The sequence below is a fragment of the Glycomyces sp. NPDC050141 genome, from assembly GCF_055586545.1.
Window position 1 is genome coordinate 1 of sequence record NZ_JBVJHZ010000065.1, and the last position, 17,859, is coordinate 17,859.

Annotated in this window: 17 protein-coding genes and 1 pseudogene; 8 read left to right on the forward strand and 10 right to left on the reverse strand. The window is 71.2% G+C overall.

Annotated elements, in window-relative coordinates; translation table 11 throughout:
• Nucleotides 1–98: 98 nt before the first annotated feature.
• The 3 genes from ACZ60M_RS24565 to ACZ60M_RS24575 all read right to left on the reverse strand — a co-directional run bounded on the left by ACZ60M_RS24565 (nucleotide 99) and on the right by ACZ60M_RS24575 (nucleotide 3,128).
• Nucleotides 99–908 carry an isocitrate lyase/PEP mutase family protein gene (locus ACZ60M_RS24565; RefSeq protein ID WP_465421736.1) on the reverse strand — a complete coding sequence of 270 codons (810 nt, stop codon included), beginning with the start codon at nucleotides 906–908 and terminating at the stop codon, nucleotides 99–101.
• 64 nt (nucleotides 909–972) lie between these two features.
• Nucleotides 973–1,674 (reverse strand): alpha/beta fold hydrolase, encoded by a 702-nt coding sequence (locus ACZ60M_RS24570; RefSeq protein ID WP_465421738.1) that lies wholly within the window; start codon nucleotides 1,672–1,674, stop codon nucleotides 973–975.
• 35 nt (nucleotides 1,675–1,709) lie between these two features.
• The gene (locus tag ACZ60M_RS24575; RefSeq protein WP_465421739.1) at nucleotides 1,710–3,128 is read right to left on the reverse strand and encodes a metallophosphoesterase; all 1,419 of its coding nucleotides are present in this window, start codon (nucleotides 3,126–3,128) and stop codon (nucleotides 1,710–1,712) included.
• Nucleotides 3,129–3,241: 113 nt separating this feature from the next.
• On the opposite strand from ACZ60M_RS24575, the gene ACZ60M_RS24580 reads away from it, so the two are divergent.
• Together ACZ60M_RS24580 and ACZ60M_RS24585 are read left to right on the forward strand one after the other, a co-directional pair.
• Nucleotides 3,242–3,448: a hypothetical protein gene (locus ACZ60M_RS24580; RefSeq protein ID WP_465421741.1), complete on the forward strand. Its 207-nt coding sequence runs from the start codon at nucleotides 3,242–3,244 to the stop codon at nucleotides 3,446–3,448.
• Nucleotides 3,445–4,035 carry a nucleotidyl transferase AbiEii/AbiGii toxin family protein gene (locus tag ACZ60M_RS24585; RefSeq protein ID WP_465421742.1) on the forward strand — a complete coding sequence of 197 codons (591 nt, stop codon included), beginning with the start codon at nucleotides 3,445–3,447 and terminating at the stop codon, nucleotides 4,033–4,035. Before ACZ60M_RS24580 ends, ACZ60M_RS24585 begins: the two co-directional genes overlap by 4 nt.
• On the opposite strand, the pseudogene eccCa reads toward ACZ60M_RS24585, so the two are convergent.
• From eccCa to ACZ60M_RS24610, 5 genes and pseudogenes are all read right to left on the reverse strand, one after another.
• Nucleotides 4,036–7,983, reverse strand: a pseudogene (gene eccCa / locus ACZ60M_RS24590) (type VII secretion protein EccCa); the annotation flags it as partial.
• Between the two features lies 1 nt (nucleotide 7,984).
• Entirely contained in the window at nucleotides 7,985–9,316 is a 1,332-nt protein-coding gene (eccD, locus tag ACZ60M_RS24595) for a type VII secretion integral membrane protein EccD (protein ID WP_465421744.1), read from the reverse strand.
• A gap of 21 nt (nucleotides 9,317–9,337) precedes the next feature.
• On the reverse strand, nucleotides 9,338–9,688 hold the full coding sequence (locus ACZ60M_RS24600) for an ABC transporter permease (protein ID WP_465421746.1): 351 nt from the start codon (nucleotides 9,686–9,688) through the stop codon (nucleotides 9,338–9,340).
• A complete protein-coding gene (locus ACZ60M_RS24605; RefSeq protein ID WP_465421747.1) occupies nucleotides 9,685–9,987 on the reverse strand; it encodes a hypothetical protein in 303 nt (100 codons plus the stop codon). The genes ACZ60M_RS24600 and ACZ60M_RS24605 overlap by 4 nt, the downstream gene beginning before the upstream one ends.
• 15 nt (nucleotides 9,988–10,002) lie before the next feature.
• Entirely contained in the window at nucleotides 10,003–10,353 is a 351-nt protein-coding gene (locus ACZ60M_RS24610) for a hypothetical protein (RefSeq protein WP_465421749.1), read from the reverse strand.
• Nucleotides 10,354–10,606: 253 nt separating this feature from the next.
• Between ACZ60M_RS24610 and ACZ60M_RS24615 the strand changes: the two genes are divergently transcribed.
• The 4 genes from ACZ60M_RS24615 to ACZ60M_RS24630 are packed head-to-tail and all read left to right on the forward strand — an operon-like array spanning nucleotide 10,607 to nucleotide 15,137.
• Nucleotides 10,607–10,939: a hypothetical protein gene (locus tag ACZ60M_RS24615; protein WP_465421751.1), complete on the forward strand. Its 333-nt coding sequence runs from the start codon at nucleotides 10,607–10,609 to the stop codon at nucleotides 10,937–10,939.
• A gap of 16 nt (nucleotides 10,940–10,955) precedes the next feature.
• Nucleotides 10,956–13,526 (forward strand): TPR repeat domain-containing protein, encoded by a 2,571-nt coding sequence (locus tag ACZ60M_RS24620; protein ID WP_465421753.1) that lies wholly within the window; start codon nucleotides 10,956–10,958, stop codon nucleotides 13,524–13,526.
• A 59-nt stretch (nucleotides 13,527–13,585) separates the two neighbouring features.
• Nucleotides 13,586–14,284: an RICIN domain-containing protein gene (locus tag ACZ60M_RS24625; protein WP_465421755.1), complete on the forward strand. Its 699-nt coding sequence runs from the start codon at nucleotides 13,586–13,588 to the stop codon at nucleotides 14,282–14,284.
• 31 nt (nucleotides 14,285–14,315) lie between these two features.
• The gene (locus ACZ60M_RS24630) at nucleotides 14,316–15,137 is read left to right on the forward strand and encodes an RICIN domain-containing protein (protein WP_465421757.1); all 822 of its coding nucleotides are present in this window, start codon (nucleotides 14,316–14,318) and stop codon (nucleotides 15,135–15,137) included.
• A 2-nt stretch (nucleotides 15,138–15,139) separates the two neighbouring features.
• Here ACZ60M_RS24630 and ACZ60M_RS24635 read toward each other — a convergent pair whose 3' ends face one another.
• A complete protein-coding gene (locus tag ACZ60M_RS24635; RefSeq protein ID WP_465421759.1) occupies nucleotides 15,140–15,625 on the reverse strand; it encodes a cupin domain-containing protein in 486 nt (161 codons plus the stop codon).
• A 96-nt stretch (nucleotides 15,626–15,721) separates the two neighbouring features.
• Here ACZ60M_RS24635 and ACZ60M_RS24640 point away from each other — a divergent pair, with 96 nt between their 5' ends.
• Complete coding sequence (locus ACZ60M_RS24640) at nucleotides 15,722–16,453, forward strand: carbon-nitrogen hydrolase family protein (RefSeq protein WP_465421761.1); 732 nt, start codon at nucleotides 15,722–15,724, stop codon at nucleotides 16,451–16,453.
• 9 nt (nucleotides 16,454–16,462) lie between these two features.
• On the opposite strand, the gene ACZ60M_RS24645 is transcribed toward ACZ60M_RS24640, so the two are convergent.
• On the reverse strand, nucleotides 16,463–16,834 hold the full coding sequence (locus ACZ60M_RS24645) for a winged helix-turn-helix transcriptional regulator (protein WP_465421763.1): 372 nt from the start codon (nucleotides 16,832–16,834) through the stop codon (nucleotides 16,463–16,465).
• 104 nt (nucleotides 16,835–16,938) lie between these two features.
• On the opposite strand from ACZ60M_RS24645, the gene ACZ60M_RS24650 reads away from it, so the two are divergent.
• Nucleotides 16,939–17,754, forward strand: a complete 816-nt coding sequence (locus ACZ60M_RS24650) for an NAD(P)H-binding protein (protein ID WP_465421765.1) — start codon at nucleotides 16,939–16,941, stop codon at nucleotides 17,752–17,754.
• Nucleotides 17,755–17,859: the final 105 nt, after the last annotated feature.

Genomic DNA, 17,859 nt, shown 5'->3' on the forward strand with positions numbered 1-17,859 from the left:
CCCCCCCCCCCCCCCCCCCCCCCCCCCCCCCCCCCCCCCCCCCCCCCCCCCCCCCCCCCCCCCCCCCCCCCCCCCCCCCCCCCCCCCCCGCCGACCTGCTAGTCGAGGAGGTCGTTCATCGTGCCGTAGCCGATGCCGCCCACGATCGGGTCGTAGGAGTCCTCCTGGAGGAAGCCGACCGCGGCCTTGCGGGCGAGTTCGTACGCGGCCGTGGCGAGGCCCGGGCCGAGGCTGATACGGGCGACGCCGAGGCGCTCGAGCTCCGAGGGCGCCAGAGCGCCCGGGCCCGCCATGACGTTGAGCGGCAGGCGGATCGCCTCCACGAGGGCGGCGATAACGGCCGGGTCGGTCACGCCCGGCACGAAGATACCGTCCGCACCGGCCTGCGCATACGCCTCGGAGCGGGCCACGGTCGCCTCGAACCGCTCCGACTCCTCGCCGATCCCCGCCAGGTACATGTCGATGCGCGCGTTGACGAACAGGTCGGGCCCCGCACCCTCGCGGGCCGCGCCCAGGCGCTCGACCTGGTCCGCCAGGTCCCGGAGCGAGCCCGGAGCTTCAGCGGTCGTGTCCTCGATGTTCACGCCGACCGCGCCCGCCTCGGCGACCGCCGCGAGCGTCGCGGCCACCTCCTTCGGCGTTGCGCCGAAACCGGACTCGATGTCGGCCGTGACCGGCACGTCCACGACCCGCACGATCCGGGCCACGGCGTCGACCGCCGCGTCCCGGTCGAGCGCGTCGCCGTCAGGGCGGCCCAGGCTCCAGGCGATCCCAGCGCTCGTCGTCGCGATCGCAGGGGCGCCCGCGGCGGCGATGACCGCCGCGCTGGCGGCGTCCCAGCAGTTCGGGAGGCGCAGGGCCGGAGTGGTGTGGAGGGAGCGGAAACGGGCGGCGGTCGGATTCGTCATGTGCACAATGAAACCAGCCGTGTCGCCTCCTGGCTGGCCAGGAGGCGACATCACCGTCGGCGGTTCAGGCGCGGCCGACCGCCGAGACGATCGCGTCGGCGAGCTCGGCCGGTTTCGTGAACTGCGGCCAGTGGCCCGTCGGCAGGTCGATGTACGCGATGTCCTTGACCGAGGCGAGCTCCTTCACGAACGGAACACCCTGCTCGATCCAGGCGCGGACCATCGCGCTGCCGATCTCGCAGCAGATCAAGGTGACCGGCACGTCGAAGCGGCGCTCGTCGCCGAGGACCTGCTGGTCGAACGCGACGCCGCGCGGCGTCGGGATCGCGTTGGCGCGGAAGGCCTCCCGCAGTTCGTCGTCGAGGTCGACCAGGTCCTCGTCCTCGAAGACGTTCCAGTCCGGCAGCGGAATCTCGCCGTCGACGACCGGCAGCTCGTCGTTGATCACCCCTCCGGGGCCCAGCGGCCCGGAGTCGACGTAGACGACGCGCGCGATCCGGTCGGGCCGGGCGTCGGCGACCGCGTGCGCGACCGCGCCGCCTCCCGAGTGGCCCACGAGCACCACCGGGCCGTCGATCCCGTCGACGGCCGCGACCACCGCGTCCACGTGGTCGCGCAGGCCGATGCCTGAGCGGTCGGCATCGCGGGACTCCATGCCCGGCAGCGTGATCGGGTGCGTGCGGTGACCGGCCTTCTCCAGCGCGGGAGTGATCTCGCCCCATGAGGAGGCGTCGAGCCAGAAACCGGGAATGAGGATGATGTCCATCGCCCGACCATAGCGGCAGGCACCGACATTCCCAGCTAGTTTGACGCCCGCAGGGTCATCACCGTGATGTCGGCGTCCGCGCCCACCCGGATCGGCGGTCCGTTCGTGCCGGCGCCGTTCGTGACGTACACCTGCGTGCCGTTGTGGAGCTCCAGGCCGGTGAGCTGGCCGCTGCGGGCGAGCGACGCGTAGTGCACGGGCCACATCTGGCCGCCGTGGGTGTGCCCTGAGAGCTGCAGGTCGACCCCGTAACCGGCGATCCGGTCGACCGCGTTCGGCTGGTGCGCGAGCAGGACCACCGGTCGCGACGGGTCGCGGTCGCCCAGGGCCGCTTCGAAGTCGGGGCCGGTCTCGTCCTCGAAATGGCGTTCCTCCACGACGAGGTCGTTCACGCCCGCGAGGTCGAAGGCCGGCAGTTCGACGCGCGTGTTCGGCAGGCCCGTCATGCCGAGTTCGGCGACGCGGTCGTACCACTCGTCCGCGCCCACATAGTGTTCGGCGTTCCCCGCCACGAAGAACGTGCCGTCACGGGATTCCAGGCGCGCGAGCGGGTCGGTGGCGTCGCGGACCTGGTCGGCCTCGTTGCTGGCGAGGTCGCCGACGAACGCGATCATGTCGGCCTGGGCCCGGTTGATCTGGTCGACCACACGCTCGCAGTACCCGCGCCCGCGGATCGCCGAGAAGTGCGTGTCCCCCACGACCGCGATCCGGTAGCCGTCAAACCGGCGGTCGAGCCGGGCCAGGTTGACGGTGACGGGCTTCAGCGGCGGGGTCCGGTAGCCCTCGTAGAGGCCGTGCCCGACGGTCGCAACCGCAAGCGCCGAAGCGCTCAACCCGATCGCCCGCGACATGACCAGCCGTCGCGACTGGCCGGTGCCATGTGACGTACTACTGCCGTTTTCGGTTGTCGCCGAGCCGATCGAAGCGGTGGCATGTGACGTATTACTGCCGCCAGCGCCTGAGGCACCCGCAGATGCCGCCGGGGCCGGCTCAACGGAATCGACGGACTCGACGGACTCGACGGACTCATCGACCTTGGGCCGCTTCCACAGCCGCAGCCAGACGAGGATCGAGCGCAGGTGGTGCCAGAAGCCGTCCGCGCGGTCGGCGGCGATCTCGGCCGCCGACATGCCGCGCCGGGCCCGGCGGATGAGCGCGAACCGCACCGCCTCTACCACGACGAGGAGCCCGAACAGGTACAGGAAGACCCCGAACCAGATCAGGCCCGGATAGCCCACGAACGCCTGGATCTCAAGCGACGCATCCGAAGGCGTCAGGAACCGCGCGAGCAGCCCGAACAGCGCGAGCACGCCCAGCACCACCGCGCCGACAACGCGCCAGCGCGACCCGGGTTTCGTCGTGTCGCGAAACAGCCGCCACCACAGGTAGTAGTGCAGCACCGCGAAACCGGCCGTGACGGCCAGCAGCCGCACGACGAACCAGAAATAGACCATGGGCGCCCTTCCGAGGGATGGCGCCGACTTTAGCCCGGCGATAACCGGCGGCACGGCCCCGGAGTCGCGTCGGGACACGGGCCATATCGGGGCCGATCCATTAGAATGGTCGGATGGCCGCATTGTCACCAGCAGAGAAGCTCCGCATCGCGTTCGAGCTCCATGAGACAGGTCGGCGGATGTACCTCCAGACGTTGAAGCGGAAGCATCGAGGTCTCAGCGACGAGCAACTGCAGGCCGAGCTGCTGAAGTGGCTCCTCAACCCGCCCGGGGCTGCGAACGGCGACTTCCCCGGCCCTCGTTCGCAGCGTTTCGCATGAACCAACTGGAAGCGGGCCTGCGCCGCATCGCAGCAGCGCTCGATCGCAGTGGAGTGAGATGGGCGCTCGTCGGCGGCTTCGCGGTCTCTGCGCGAGTCGAACCGAGGTTCACGCGAGACATCGATCTCGCGGTCGCCGTCGACGGCGATGCTGCGGCCGAATCGCTGGTCCGCAGCCTGATGGGCGAAGGGTACGAGCTGTTCGCCTCAGTCGAGCAGGAGGCGGTCGGGCGGCTCGCGACGGTGCGTTTCATGGACGGACACAGCAAGGGCCGGGAATCGGTCGTCGACCTGCTCTTCGCCAGTTCCGGTATCGAACCGGAGATCGCGCGGGACTCGGAGCCACTGGAGATCCTGCCCGGTCTCATCGTTCCGGTCGCCCAGATCGGCCACCTTATCGCGGTGAAGCTGCTTGCGCGCGACGACGAGCGCCGTCCGCAGGACATCGCCGACCTCCGGGCGCTCGTAGCGGACGCCACACCCCAGGATCTCGCGGTCGCAGAGACCGCCGTGCGCCTCATCGAGGATCGCGGGTACCAGCGCGACCGGGATCTGCTTGCCGCGCTGCGGGAGTTCACCGGCAGCTAACTCGGGGCGGGCGATCTGGACGAGGTCGGGGGTCTGGCCGCGGCGGGCGAGGAGGGCTCGGCCGGGCGGGAGTTGGCGGCTGGCGGTGCCGTTGATGAGGCGGCCTTCGAGGCGGTCGCCGGAGAACAGCAGGCCGGGGCTGGACATGTCGCACAGCTGGCGCAGCAGCGGTTCGTAGACCGCGCGGCTGGCGCCGCCGGTGCGGCGGGCGAGGATGAGGTGGAGGCCGAGGTCGGCGCCGTGGGCGGCGAGTTCGGTCAAGGGCGCCAAGGGGTTTCCGGCGGAGGTGACGACGAGGTCGTAGTCGTCGACGACGACGAAGACCTCGGGCCCGGCCCACCAGTCGCGGTCGCGCAGCTGCTTCGGGGTGACATCGGGCCCGGGAAGGCGCTTCTTGAGGGCCTCGGCGAGCTCGGCGGCGTTCTGGGCGGCGTGCGCGGCCGTGGTGCAGTAGGTGATGAGGTGGTCCTCGGGAACCGCTTCGAGGTGGGCGCGGCGGTAGTCGACGAGGAAGATCCCGGCTTCGGTGTGCGGGCGGCGCACGGTCTGGCGCATGATCGTGCGCAGGAGCGTGGACTTGCCGGTCTGCGTGTCGCCGAAGACGACCAGGTGCGGGTCGGTGTTGAAGTCGATGACGGCCGGGCCGAGGTCGCTTTCGGCGACGCCGACGACAGGCGCGAGCGCGTACGGATCGCCGTGGGGGTCGGGCGCGGGGACGAGTTCGCGGAGGGCGATGTCGACGGGGAGGGCTTTGACTGCGGTGACGCCGGGTCCGGGCCAGCGGCGGCCGGCTTCGCGGGCGAGGTCGGCGAAGCCGTCCGCGAGATCCTCTGTGGAGTCCTGGTTGTCGATGCGGGGCAAGGCGATGTGACCGAAGCGCTTATCGGCGGTGAGGACGCGGCCGGGGATCTCCTTGGGGAGTTCCTCGATGAGCTTGCGGTCGATACTCGAGTCGAAGGCGTCGGCGAGGCGCAGTTCGATGCGCCCGGAGAAGGAGGCGGCGAGGCGGGCGCGCACCTGCGAGGAGTTCACGGCGGTGAGCACGGCGTGGACGCCGAGCGCGGGGCCCCGTGAGGCGATCTCCATGAGCAGGTCGTTGGCGTCTTCGTTGGCTTCGGTGAGCCCGCCCCAGCCGTCGACGGCGAGCACGAGGTCGCCAGGGACGTCCACAGTGCCCTCGGCGGCGGCGCGGCGGAGCCCTGCAGCGGAGTCGATGCCGTTGCGGCGCATCAGGGTCTCGCGGGAGTCCAGGAGCGAGCGGACTTCGGCGAGGGTGCGGGCGACGAGTTCGGGTTCGGCGCGTCCGGCGGCGACGGCGACGTGCGGGAGCCGGGTGAGCCCGCCGAGCGATCCACCACCGTAGTCGATCACGTAGGCGGCCAAGGCGTTCGGCGGATAGCGTAGGGCCAGGCTGGAGACGAGGGTGCGCAGGAGCGTGGACTTGCCCGAGCCGGGCGCGCCGACGATGACGAGGTTGGCGTCGGCGCCCGTGAGGTCCCATTCGAGCGGGCCCTGGCGCTGCTCGCGCGGGTGGTCGAGGAGTCCCAGCACGGCCTTCACGGTGCCGTCGGGTTCGACGGGTGCGTCGATCCGGTTGAGCGGCAGCGCTTCGGGGAGCGGCGGGAGCCAGACGGGGCGGACCCTTTCGATGCCCTCGGTCGCGGTGGCGCTGGCGAGCGACGCGACGAGGACGCGCAGGACGCTGTGCTCGGCGTCGGGCAGTTCGCGCTCCTCGGCGTGGGCGACGAGGCTGTCGAGGACGTTGACGACCGGCGGCACGGGCCAGGGCAGCACGGGCAGCGTGCGTTCGGCTTCCTCGCGGGGCGGCGTGTACTTGCCGGAGACCATGGCGGCCTTGAACCTCGTGAAGATCGTGGTGTCCACTTTGAGGTATCCGGAGCCGGGTTCGGGCGGGAGCCGGTACGCGTCGGGCACGCCGATGGCCTCGCGGCTCTCGGCCTCGGAGAAGGTGCGCAGGCCGATCCGGTACGACAGGTGCGATTCGAGGCCGCGCAGGTGCGCCGATTCGAGCCGCTGCGTGGCGAGCAGCAGGTGCACGCCGATCGAGCGGCCGATGCGGCCGACTGCGACGAACAGGTCCGAGAAGTCGGGCTTGGCGGTGAGCAGCTCGGAGAACTCGTCGATGATGACGAGCAGGTGCGGCAGCGGCTCCAGGGCTGGGTTACCTTGGCGCGCTTTGTGGTAGGCGTGGACGTTGGGGAGGTTCCCGGCGTCCTTGAGCAGCTGCTGGCGGCGGGACATCTCGCCGTAGAGCGCTTCGGCGAAGCGGTCGACGAGGCCGAGGTCGTCGGCGAGGTTCGTGATCGCCCCGGCGCTGTGCGGCAGGGCGTCGCAGTCGGCGAACGTCGCGCCGCCTTTGAAGTCCACAGTGAGCAACGCGAGCCGTTCGGGCGGGTGGCGCACCGCGAGTGCCGCGACGAGGGTGCGCAGGGCCTCGGACTTCCCGGAGCCGGTGGCGCCCACGATAAGCCCGTGCGGGCCCATGCCGCCGAGCGCTGACTCCTTGAGGTCGAGTTCCACGGGGCGCCCGTCGGCGTCCACCGCGAACGGGACGCGCAGCAGCGACGACTCCTCGCGCGGCGCCCACGTCCGGCGCCAGTCCACTTCGGCCGGATCGGCGACGCCGAGGATGTCCGCGAGGCCGTGCACGCCCGAGAGCGCCCGGGAGACGTCGTCCAGCGCTAGCCGCCAGGGGCTCACGGCCCGTGCGATCGCGGCGAGGTCGGCGGGGTCGATCCGGTCGGGGGTGCCCGCGGCCGTGGTCTCGGCGATCGCGCCTTCGGACCGTTCGATGCGGGTGACCGCGATCGAATCAGTGTCCACTTTGATGTGTGCGCCGGTGTGCTCGGGTTCCTGGCGCTGCTCGGCGACGAGGGTCCAGAGGTGGACGCCGAGCAGGTGCGCCGCCTCGAAGTCGCCCATGAGGCCGGGCAGGGACACCTGGTGCTCGCCGTCGACGATGACGAGCAGCCGCCGCGAACCGGGCCCGGGCGGGCCGCCGCGGCGGCGGCGCAGTTCGGCGGCGCGCACCGCGAGGTCGTCGGAAAGGAGCTCGGTGAGTTCAGCGGTGGTGGAGCAGATGAGCGGGACGGGCGCTTCGCTGTCCGCGGGGTCGGCGAGGAGGTGCGGCAGCCACGAGAGGTTCGTCCACTCCGGAGCGATGCGCGGGTGGGCGACGATCGCGACGCGCAGGTCCTCGGGGGCGACGAGGACCGCGAGCTGCGCGAGCATCGCCTGCGCGGCGGCGCGGGTGCGCGCGTACTCGCCGACGATCGCGGTGTCGCCGACAGCGGCGAGGTCGAGCGTGAGCGGCTGGTCGGCCAGGCGCGCGTACTGGTCGACCAGTTCTTCCGCGCCCGACTGGCAGACCGGATCGTAGACGGTGAGCGGGTTCTGCTCGTCGATCTTCAGCGAGAGGGAGCGGGAGAGCGGCACCGCCGCGAGTCCGCATCGGACGGTGAGCAGGTCGGTGTCCGTGGCGCGCCGCTCCCACCTGCGCCCCGGATCGCACGCGAGGCCCAGCAGCAGCCCCGGGTGCGGGTGGCGGCGGGCCGCGTGGTCCCGCTGGGCCTTCACCGCCTCCCGGATCGTGTGCCGGGCGTCCTCGAGGTAGTCGAGGTACCGTTCGCGTTCCTGCCGGAGCTTCCGCCTAGGGCCCGAACGCATCGCGGCGAACAGGACGATGCCCATGGCGACGCTCGCGACGAGCATGAGCAGGCCCGCCGTCGCGTACAGGGGCCGCTGCAGGTTCGACAGGACCATGATCATCGCGCCCGAACCTGACATGAGCGGCATCATGAGCATCGGCGCGCCCATCGCCGCCGACGGCGGTTCGCCAAGGGCCGGAGGCGAAGCGAGCGTGATCGGCTCGCGGGAGACCTCGGGTGCGGGGCGCCGCGCGGGGCGGCGGACGACGTCGGTGCCCATGTCAGACCCCGGCGACCATTGCGTACAGGCCCGCCAGGTGCCCGGACAGGACGCACATGCCCGCGACCAGGACCGTCTCCGCGACGGCCACGACCCGCCGCCACCAGGCCGCCGACACCGCCGAGCGCGAGACCGAAGCCACCGACACGTACGCGAGCCCGGCCAGCACCGCCAGCGCCGGAAGCCACGCGAGGAGCGGTGCGGACTGGCCGATCCACTGCCATGCGGCCCAGGCGAGGGCGGCCATCCCGGCCAGGCGCAGCGGCGCGACGTGGCGGATGAGTTCGAAGATCCGCGAGCGGGTGAGCACGGCGAGGGCGGCGCACGTGCCCATGAGCGCGGCCCACGTGTCCTGCTGGGAGGCAAGGAGGACGGCGGAGGCGGCGGTGGTCGCGGCGAGGCCGCAGATGGCGCCGGTGAGGCGGGCGTCGGTGGCTTCGAGGCGGCGTCCGAGGTGCACGTCGGTGGTGGGTGCTCCGGTGCGGACGTCGCGGTCGAGGGCGAAGAGCCCGGCGGAGGCCATGGCGAGGCGGGGTACGAGGGCGAGCGCGAAGAGTCCGATGAGGACGATGAGGGTCTGGGCGCGGACGGGACTGAGTCCCATGTGGGCCCAGAGCGCCCATGCCAAGGCGTTCAACGCGAGTGCGCAGGCGATGCCGACGGCGTAGGCGGTGGCGAGGCGGGCCCCGGCGCGGGCGGCGGTGATGAGGAGGAGTGCGGCGATGCCTGCGCCGATGAGGCGGGTGGCGGGGTGGGCGCTGCCGTCGGGGGCGAGGACGTCGACGGCGCTGTAGCCGACGCGTCCCGCCCAGAGTGCACCGCCGGTGAGCGCGAGGTGGGTCATGAGGTCGTGCTGGCGGGCGGACCACCAGGACATGAGGACGGCGAGGAGGCAGACGAGGCCGCCGGTGAGGAGGATCGCGGGGTCGGTGCCGGGGCTGAACGCGGCGGCGGCGACGAGGAGTCCGGCGGTGGCGACGGCGAGGAGGCGGCCGGTGCCGGGTTCCCAGCGGGCGCCGCGCGCGTCGACGGCGTCTTCGACGGCGTCGCGCACGTCTTCGACGGTGTCGGGGAGGGCGGCGGCGGTGGCGTCGTGGAGGAGGAGCACGCCGCCGTCGGGGACGGTGTGGGCGGCGAGGGTGTCGGCGGGGGCGAACGTCGTTCCATCGATCGTGGACAGTGCCCAGCCGGTGCCGTCGCCGCCGGGTTCCTCGGGTCCGGTGTGCCGCAGGAGCTGCGGGAGGAGTTCGGCGACGGGCAGGTCGTCGGGGAGGGCGAGGTCGCGCGTGGCGCGGGGTCCGACGACGGTGACGGTGCTGTATCGACCGGGCAAGGCGGGCCTTTTCAGTGGGCGCTAAGGGGTGTGGGCGAGCACGACGGCGGGCGGCGCGCTCAGGGCGGTGCGTTCGGCTTCCTCTTCGGCTTCGCGCTGCTGCTGCTTCTCGAAGGCGTTGGCGACGGCGAACGCGGCGACGACGAGGGCCACGCAGATCGCGCCGATGAGGGCGGCGGGCCACAGCGGCTGGCGCTGGCGCCAGCTCCGCGCCGAGCCGTAGAGGACGGCGGCGCGGAGCTGGCGGCGGCGCAGGGCGGCGGCCTGGAGCACGTAGCGCTCGCTCTGGCCGGTGCGCCGCATGGCCATCGGGGCGAGGTCGGTGCCGGGTTCGGCTGGCCTCGCCTGGGTCTCGGTGGTCTCCGAGGTCACCCGCCCCACCGGTTGTTGATGCGGGTCATGGTGGTGGACCAGTTGGTGGCGGAGTCGTCGGTGGCGGTGGCGAGCTTGTTGAAGGCCGCCTGGAGTTCGGTGAACTCGCCTTCGGAGGTGGTGTTGAAGGTGCCGAAGCCGTCGGTGCCCGCGCCGAACCACTGGGTCTGGACGGTGCTGACGTGGCCCTTGAGCTCGCCGAGGATGGCCTCGAAGCGGCCGCGGTAGGTGTGCTGGACGCCGGCGAGGTCCTGCAGGTTGCCGACGTTGCCGTAGAGCTCGAATCCTGAACCAGCCATAGTGGAGTGTCCCTTCTAGATCTGGATCGTGACGGGCTTGATGCCGGGCAGGTTGCCTTCGGCGCCGGTGTAGCCGCCGACGTTCTGGTCGTCGGTGGTGAAGCCGTCGTCGCTGGTGGCGCCCTGCGCGAGGGCGCTGAGGCCGTACTTGCCGGCCATCTCGTTGTACGCCTCGACGAACGCCGCCTTGGCCCGCTGGAAGGCGACGAGCGACTCGCCCTGCTGGGCGTCGACGTCGGCCTCCATCTCGGCGATGAGCGACTGCAGGTCGGCGGTGAGGCCCTCGACGGAGGTGCCGTGGTTGTTGGCGCTGGTGGTGAGGGCGTTGGCTACGGTGAGCCCGAATTCCGTTCCGATTCCGGCCATGCGGGGTGCCTCCTCAGGAGTGGTGGACGGCCTTTTGCGGGGGAGCGTATCGGTTCATGTTGACACGCAGGTGAAGTGAAAGTAAAGGGCCGCGACCACCACTCTGGACGCCTGGAGCGCTCTCCAGGAACATGATCAACTTTGGCCACTTCCGTTGGGGCGCAACGAAGACAGTTCACCTGATGTTATTCCAATACTCATGGATTCTCGGTACGCTGACCGGAATCCGCGCCTGCACCCCCCTGGAGGACCGATGGACGATTTCGGCACCAACCCCAACGCGGCCAGCGCCTCCGGCTCCGAGACCATGACACTCGCCGAGAGCTACCAGTCCCTCCGCGCCGACCTGATCGGCGCGGTCGAACGCTGCATCGACGCCGCGGGCGAGCCCGAGGTGACCGGCGGCTACGAGGAGTTCGGCGAGAAGTGGGCCACCGACCTGAACGCGACCGCCGCGCACGGCGAGAGCGTCGGCGGCACCACCGTCCTGTCGGTCACCGACGGCGTCGCCACCGACTCCGAGAACGCCGCGACCGTCGACATCCCCGCCCCCAAACCCTCCCCCGCGGGCATCTCCGCGAACTGACAGAGGACGGCAAGCCATGGCAGCCATTCCCACCATCGGCAGTTTCGACCCGCCCGACACGAAGGCCCAGGAGGGCGAGCTCTCGGCCGAGTCGGGGTACATCCAGGCCCACGGCGGCCGCATCATCGGCCGCGGCTCCGACGTGGTCGACCAGATGCGGACCTCCGCGGTCCAGTTCACCGAGCTCGTCGCCGCGCCGCTCGCCCGCGAGGGCGGCAAGTTCGAGGGCGCCGCGCACACGGCCATGCAGGGCGCGGTCTACGGCTCGATGGTCACGAACCAGTGGGCCACATGGGTCACCGAGTTCAAGGCGGCCCGGCAGGCCCTCATCGACGAGTGGGCGGCGGCCGTGGGCGACTCGTTCGGCGTCCGCGAGTCCGAAGTGGGCGGTGTGACGCCGAACTTCACGAAGGCCGAGCGCGCCGAGGCCGCCGAGCAGGCGACGGTCGCCGCCGGGGCGCTCAAGCTCGCCGAGATGAACGAGAAGGCCAAGGCCCTGTACGAGAAGTTCAAGGGCCAGGCCTCCGACATCGGCGGGATGCTCAAGGGCGGCCCTTCTCCTGAGAACCTGCGCGCCCTCGCGGCGGGCGGCGTCGGGACCTGGATGGGCTTCAACGTGTTCGGACTCGACATGGCGCTGCCGGTCACCGGGCAGGACGGGCAGGACCTCGTCGACGCGCTCACCGCGGCGCTCAAGAGCGGCGAGCCGCTCTCGCCGGAGATGCGGGAGCAGCTGGAGACGCTGTTCATGGTCGCCCAGCGGGCCGGGAACCTCCAGGACCTCGAGGACGCCGACCTCACCGCCGGGGAGCTCGGGTTCCTCCAGAACATCTACGGCGCACTCGACTTCAACGGGGACGGCGTACACGCCACCGACCTGTTCGACCTCCCCGAAATGCTGGAGGGCTCCGGGTTCTCCGGGGCCGACCAGCAGCTCGCGCTCGCCGCGTTCGGCGGCGGCCTCATGGCCCTGTCGAACCCGGCCGTCGGCGGCGGCACCGAGCGCCTGCCCGACTCGCTGCGCAAGGTCGTGGACTACTACGCCGGCCGCGGCGACACCCCCGGCCACCCGAAGCTCCTGCTCGACCAGCTCAAGGGCCTCGCGCCGATGCTTGCCGCCACCGCCAAGGACACCAGCGTCGACGGCGAGAAGGTCAGCCTGGAAGACCTGAAGGCCGGGCGCGAGCTGTCGACGTCGATGCTCTACTCCGTCTCCGACCTCGTCGACTACCCGAAGTTCGGGCTCCGCCTGCACCCCACCGAGATGCCCTCGCTGGACTACGTCATCGGCGGGGTCATGGAGGTCGCCACCCGCGACCTCGAGCTCAACGCCGACCTCCTCACCGGCCGCGTCCAGCACCCCGGCTACGGCGAGGACAGCACCGAGCACCTCCTGCGCGGCCTGTGGGGCCACGGCTGGCAGGACGACGGCGCGGCCGTCGCCAAGCTGGTCAACTGGATTCCCGAGACCGTCACCGGGTCCGACCCGTTCCTGGCGCAGGACGCCGCCGACTCCTACTTCGCGGTCCTCGACACCATCACCAACACCGACAAGCAGGGCTCGTGGGGCGAGTCGGCGTTCTCGTTCTTCACCGACGGCTTCGGCAAGCAGGAGGGGTTCCAGAACGCGCCCTTGGGCATCGGCAACCCGGCGGTCACGCAGGCCCTCGCGCGCTCGACCATCCCGTTCCTGGAGTACTTCGCCGACCCGGAGGCCGACAAGAAGTTCGCGACCGGCGTGAACTGGACGATCGACCCCGACGACCGCACCGCGTACATCGAGATGGCCGACCGCGCCAACATGTTCGAGATCATCATGGGCGGCAAGACCTCCGCGACGACCCTCGGCGAGGCCGTCTACGCGCAGGTCTACCTCGACGCCGCGGGCCTGCCCGGCTGGAGCGACAACGACGGCCACGCCGACAACCGCTTCGCCGGGGACGGCGACGGCGCCGAGATGCGCGCCGACCGCACCGCCCGGCTCCTGGGCCTCCTCGACGCCGGGTTCAACAACGTGTACGCCGACGGCGCCGAGGACGCCGCGATCGGCACCGACCAGAACAAGAACCAGTCCGCGTGGCTGCGCGCCGGGGCCGCCATCGCCAAGGAGGCCGTCGTCTCGATGGCCGGTCTCAAAGGACCGAAGGACATCCTCCTCAAGGAGCTCTTCGAGATCGGCAAGTGGGGCCCGAACGTCACCGAGTCCGAAGGGTGGGCGTTCGGCACGGTCGACAAGCCCGGCAAGGACGACGACGGCGTCTCGCTCAAGGACATGAAGGCGAACTTCGGGCACAACATCGTCGACGCCCTCGTCAGCGACAAGAACTCCGGCCGCACCATCCAGGAGCTCCAGGACCACGCCCCGCAGCTGGTCGAGAAGGACCCGAAGACCGGCCAGCTCCAGATGAAGTCCATCCAGGACATCGAAGACGACTACGACCCGATGGACAAGGACGCGTACTCAGTCGACAACGCGCTCGACGACCTGCGGAACTTCATGGGCTGGAAGAACACCCAGCGCTACAACGAGTACCTGCAGCACTTCGACGACATGCGCGAGGACATCGGCGAGACGTACTCCAAGTAGGACACCGAAGGGGGCCCGCGAGGGCCCCCGCCACTGCCCGACACCGCTAGGAACCCCCTGTGACCCAGACCGATCCGCGCCAGCGCCCCCAGCGCGACCTGCCCGACCGCATCCAGCACGGCCTCGAAGGACTCCGCGACCGGATCGGCGCGAACAAGGCCGTCGCCGCCACGGCCGCCGTCGTCGCCGTCGTGCTCCTCATCGCGATCGTCGCCGCCGTCATCGCCTCCGACAGCGGCGACGAAGCACCGCCCGGCGGGGGCGAGACCTCCTCGGCCGCAACCGAAGGCGAGGCGGCCCCGACGCTCCCGGCCGACGGCGCGTACCTCGCGCGCCAGGAGGCCACGGGCCTGTGCGTGACGAACGGGCCCGAGCCGGGCAACGACGCGCGCAGCGTCATGGTCCTCGGCGACTGCGCCGCAACATATCCGGCGAGCCTCGCGTTCGCCTCCGAAGGCGGCGGCGTGTACACCGTCGGCCTCGACTTCGCCGCGGACGAATGGCAGGCCTGCTGGGGCGCCGACGAACCGGCCGACCAGGCCGGGTACCTCACCGCCGGGCAGGACTGCGCCGACAGCGACCTGCAGCGGTTCCAGCTCACCGGGGCCGGGGCGGACTCCTACCTGATCAGCGTCGTCGCCTCCGGACTCTGCCTGGGGCTCTTGGAGGACGCCGCCGCCGAGGCGGGCGCGGCCCTCGCCACCGCCCCGTGCGACCCGGACGACCCGGAGCAGCGGTTCGCGCTCCTGGTCCCCTGAACTCCCCCGCTCCTCCATAAAGGAACCCTCTGTGCCACCACGAGATCCGCGCGTCCCCCGGCACTCGGCCGGGACTGATCTACCCGCGAAGCTCCGCGAGACCTGGGAGAAGGCCCGCCTGCGCCTGGGCACCAGCCAGGCCATGGCGGGCGTCGCGGCCGTCGTCGCACTCGTCCTCACCGTCGCGGTCGTCGCCGCCGTGATGGCCGCGGGCGGCGGCAAGGACCCGAAGCCCGCTGCCGCAACGGAACCGGCCGCGACGTCCATGGCCGCCACCTCGACCCCCTCGACCTCGCCGAGCCCGAGCCCCAGCCCCTCCGCGTCCGCCAGCGCTGAGGCGTCTGAAGAGGACGCACCGGATCAGCCGCAGGAGAGCGAGGAGCCGACCGAGGCCGAACCGCCAGCGCCGACCTACCCCGATGACGGCTGGTACCAGGTGAAGCAGGAGGCCAGCGGCCTGTGCCTGAGCACCGGCCCCGAGCCGGGCAACGAGGGCCGCACGGTCGTCGTCCTCGCCGGGTGCGGTTCGGCGAACCCGTCCACGATCCAGGTTGTCGCCTGGGACGAGGGCGTGTACGTCTTCAACCTGCACTTCCCGGACTGGAGCGCGTGCATGGGCGCCGACTCGCCCGCCGACCAGGAGGGGTACCTCATGGCCGCTTACGGCTGCGAGTTCACCGAGACCCAGTTCTGGGAGCTCGAACCCCAGGGCGGCGGGGTCTACACGATCGCCACCAGCGCCTCTGGCATGTGCGTCGGCATCCTCGAAGGCCGCTCCTCGAACTCGGGCGAGCCGACCGCGACGGATTCGTGCGACGCGGGGGACGCGACCCAGCGCTTCACCCTGTCCTGACGTCAGGCCTCTTCGACCCAGTAGTTGTCGTGCTCGATGAAGAACGCGGCGCGCTCCTCCTCGGTCATCTCGCCGATCTGGGCGAGCCCTTCGAAGTAGGGTTCGCGGACCGCGCCGGGGGTGAAGAGCAGGAGCATCGAGGCCGGTTCGTCGGTGTCGTTGCGGAAGCCGTGGAGGCCGCCCTGCGGGACGTACACGAAGTCGCCCTTGCCCATCGGGGCCCACTCGTTGCCGTTGTAGATGGTGATGGTGCCGTCGAGGATGTAGAAGGACTCCGAGATGGTCTTGTGGTAGTGCGCGCCGGGGCCGCCCTTCTTGGGGCCCATGTTCCAGCGGTAGAGCCCGAACTCGCCGCCGGTGGCCGCGCCTTTCGCGAGGTAGTCGGCGTGGCCGTTGTCGAAGAAGATGTCGGCGGGCGAGTCGTTGCGGCGCGCGACGGCACTGGTCTCGCCGGTGTCGCCGAAGTACTTCGGTTCGGGGTAGGACATGCGAAGCTGCCTCTCTGATCGCAAGGTGGTAACGGTGACTGGAGCGTACTGCCGCCGAAGGAGCGCTGCTTGGAGAGGCCCGGATACGCTCGGAGTATGACCGACATCCCCGCGCCCCTGACCGTCGCCGCCGCGCAGCCGGAGCTGCGGGCGGGCGACCTCGCGTTCAACGCCGCCGCGCACGCCGACGCGGTCCGCGCGGCCGGAGCACGGCTCGTGGTGTTCCCGGAGCTCTCGCTCTCCTCGTACGCGATGGCGGCTCCCGCTGTGGCCCTCGCGGACCCGGCCCTGGACGGGATCGTCGCGGCGTGCGCCGAGACCGGCTCGGTCGCCCTCGCGGGCGCCCCGGTCGAGGAAGGCGACGCCGAGTACATCGCGACGCTGCGGATCGACGGCACCGGTGTCGCAGTCGCGTACCGGAAGATCCACCCCGATGAGGAAGAGTCGCAGCGGTTCCGGGCCGCCACTGACCACGTGGTGCTGGACCTGGACGGCTGGCGGCTCGGCCTGGCGATCTGCCGCGACACGATGATGTTCGAGCACGCGCCCGCGACCGCCGAGGTCGCGAAGCGGTCCGGCCGGGGCGGGATCGACGCGTACGTCGCCGGATCGCTGTACACGCCGCGGGGACTTCCCAGGCGCGACAAGCGGATGCCGCAGATCGCGCGCGGCTACGGGATCTGGGTCCTGCAGGCCTGCTTCGCGGGGCCGGGCAGCGACTACCCGGAAACGGTAGGGCAGTCGGCGATCTGGGCGCCTGACGGCGAGGTCGCGGTGCGCGCCGACGACCAGCCGGGCCGGATCGTCAAGGCCGAGTTGCGGTTTTAGGAGGCACCGCTAGGCTTCGGCCTGCGCGCGGGCGTCCATGATCGTCTCGGCGTTGCCGCGAATCCAGTCGAACATGCCGCCGAGGTGCTGCGCGGTGCCTTTACCGAGTTCGGTGAGGCCGTAGGTGACCTGCGGGGGAACCGTGGGTTCGACGTGCCGCCACACCAGGCCGTCGCCCGTGAGGTTCTTGAGGGTCTGCGAGAGCATCTTCTCGCTCACGCCCTCGACCCGCTCGCGCAGCTCGAAGAAACGCAGCTCGCCGTCGTTGAGCGCGAGCAGCACCCAGATGCCCCAGCGGCTCGTGATGTGGTCGAGGACCTGCACGGCCGGGCACTGGCGGTGAAACACCTCACGCTCGGACCGCGTGCTCGGCCAAGCCACCTGATTTCCAACCAACACGGTATGAGCTTACTTCGAAGTGCGTTCTTCCGGAACCGCTGCAACGCTCCTAGCTTTGGTTTCACCACCGACACAAGGAGAAACCAATGATCGTCGTCACCGGAGCCACCGGCAACACCGGCCGCCCGCTCATCGACCTGCTCCTCGCCGCAGGCGAGAAGGTCACCGCCGTCTCCCGCAGCGCCGCCGAGTTCCCCGAGGGCGTCAAGCACGTCCAGGCCGACATCGCCGACCCCGAGAGCCTGCGTCCGGCCTTCGACGGAGCCGACAAGCTGTTCCTGCTCACCCGCGAATCCGACTTCGACCTCGTCCCGGTCCTCGCCGCCGCCAAGGACGCCGGCATCCGCCGCGTGGTCCTGCTGTCGAGCCAGCGCGCCGAGACCCGCGCCGACGAGTCGCAGGCGGTCTACGAGAACGCCGTCAAAGCCTCTGGTCTGGAGTGGACGTTCGTCCGGCCGGGCGCGTTCCACTCCAACTCGTTCATGTGGGCCGAGCCGGTCCGCAGCAACCGCGCCATCGCGGCCCCGTTCGGCGACGTGGGCCTGCGGCTCATCGACCCCGCCGACATCGCGGCGGTCGCGGCCATGGCCCTCACCGAGGACGGCCACGCAGGTCAGGCCTACACGATCACCGGCCCGGCGGCGGTCACACCTCGCGAGCAGGCCGCCGCGATCAGCGCGGCGATCGGCGAGCCGGTGCAGTTCAAGGAACTCACCCGCGACGAGGCGTTCGCGATGTTCAACCAGTTCTGGTCGGCCGAGATCGTCGAAGGCGCCCTCGACGCGCTCGGGAACCCGAACGCGGCCGAACTCGCGGACAACCGCGAGGTCGAGCGCCTGCTCGGCCGCCCGGCGACCTCGTTCGCGGACTGGGCGAAGCGCTACGCCGCCGCGTTCCGCTGAACCACTCCGGCCCGGTGGGTGGGGGGGGGGGGGGGGGGGGGGGGGTGGGGGGGGGGGGGGGGGGGGGGGAGGAGGGGAGGGGAGAGGGACGGAACCCCAGTACAA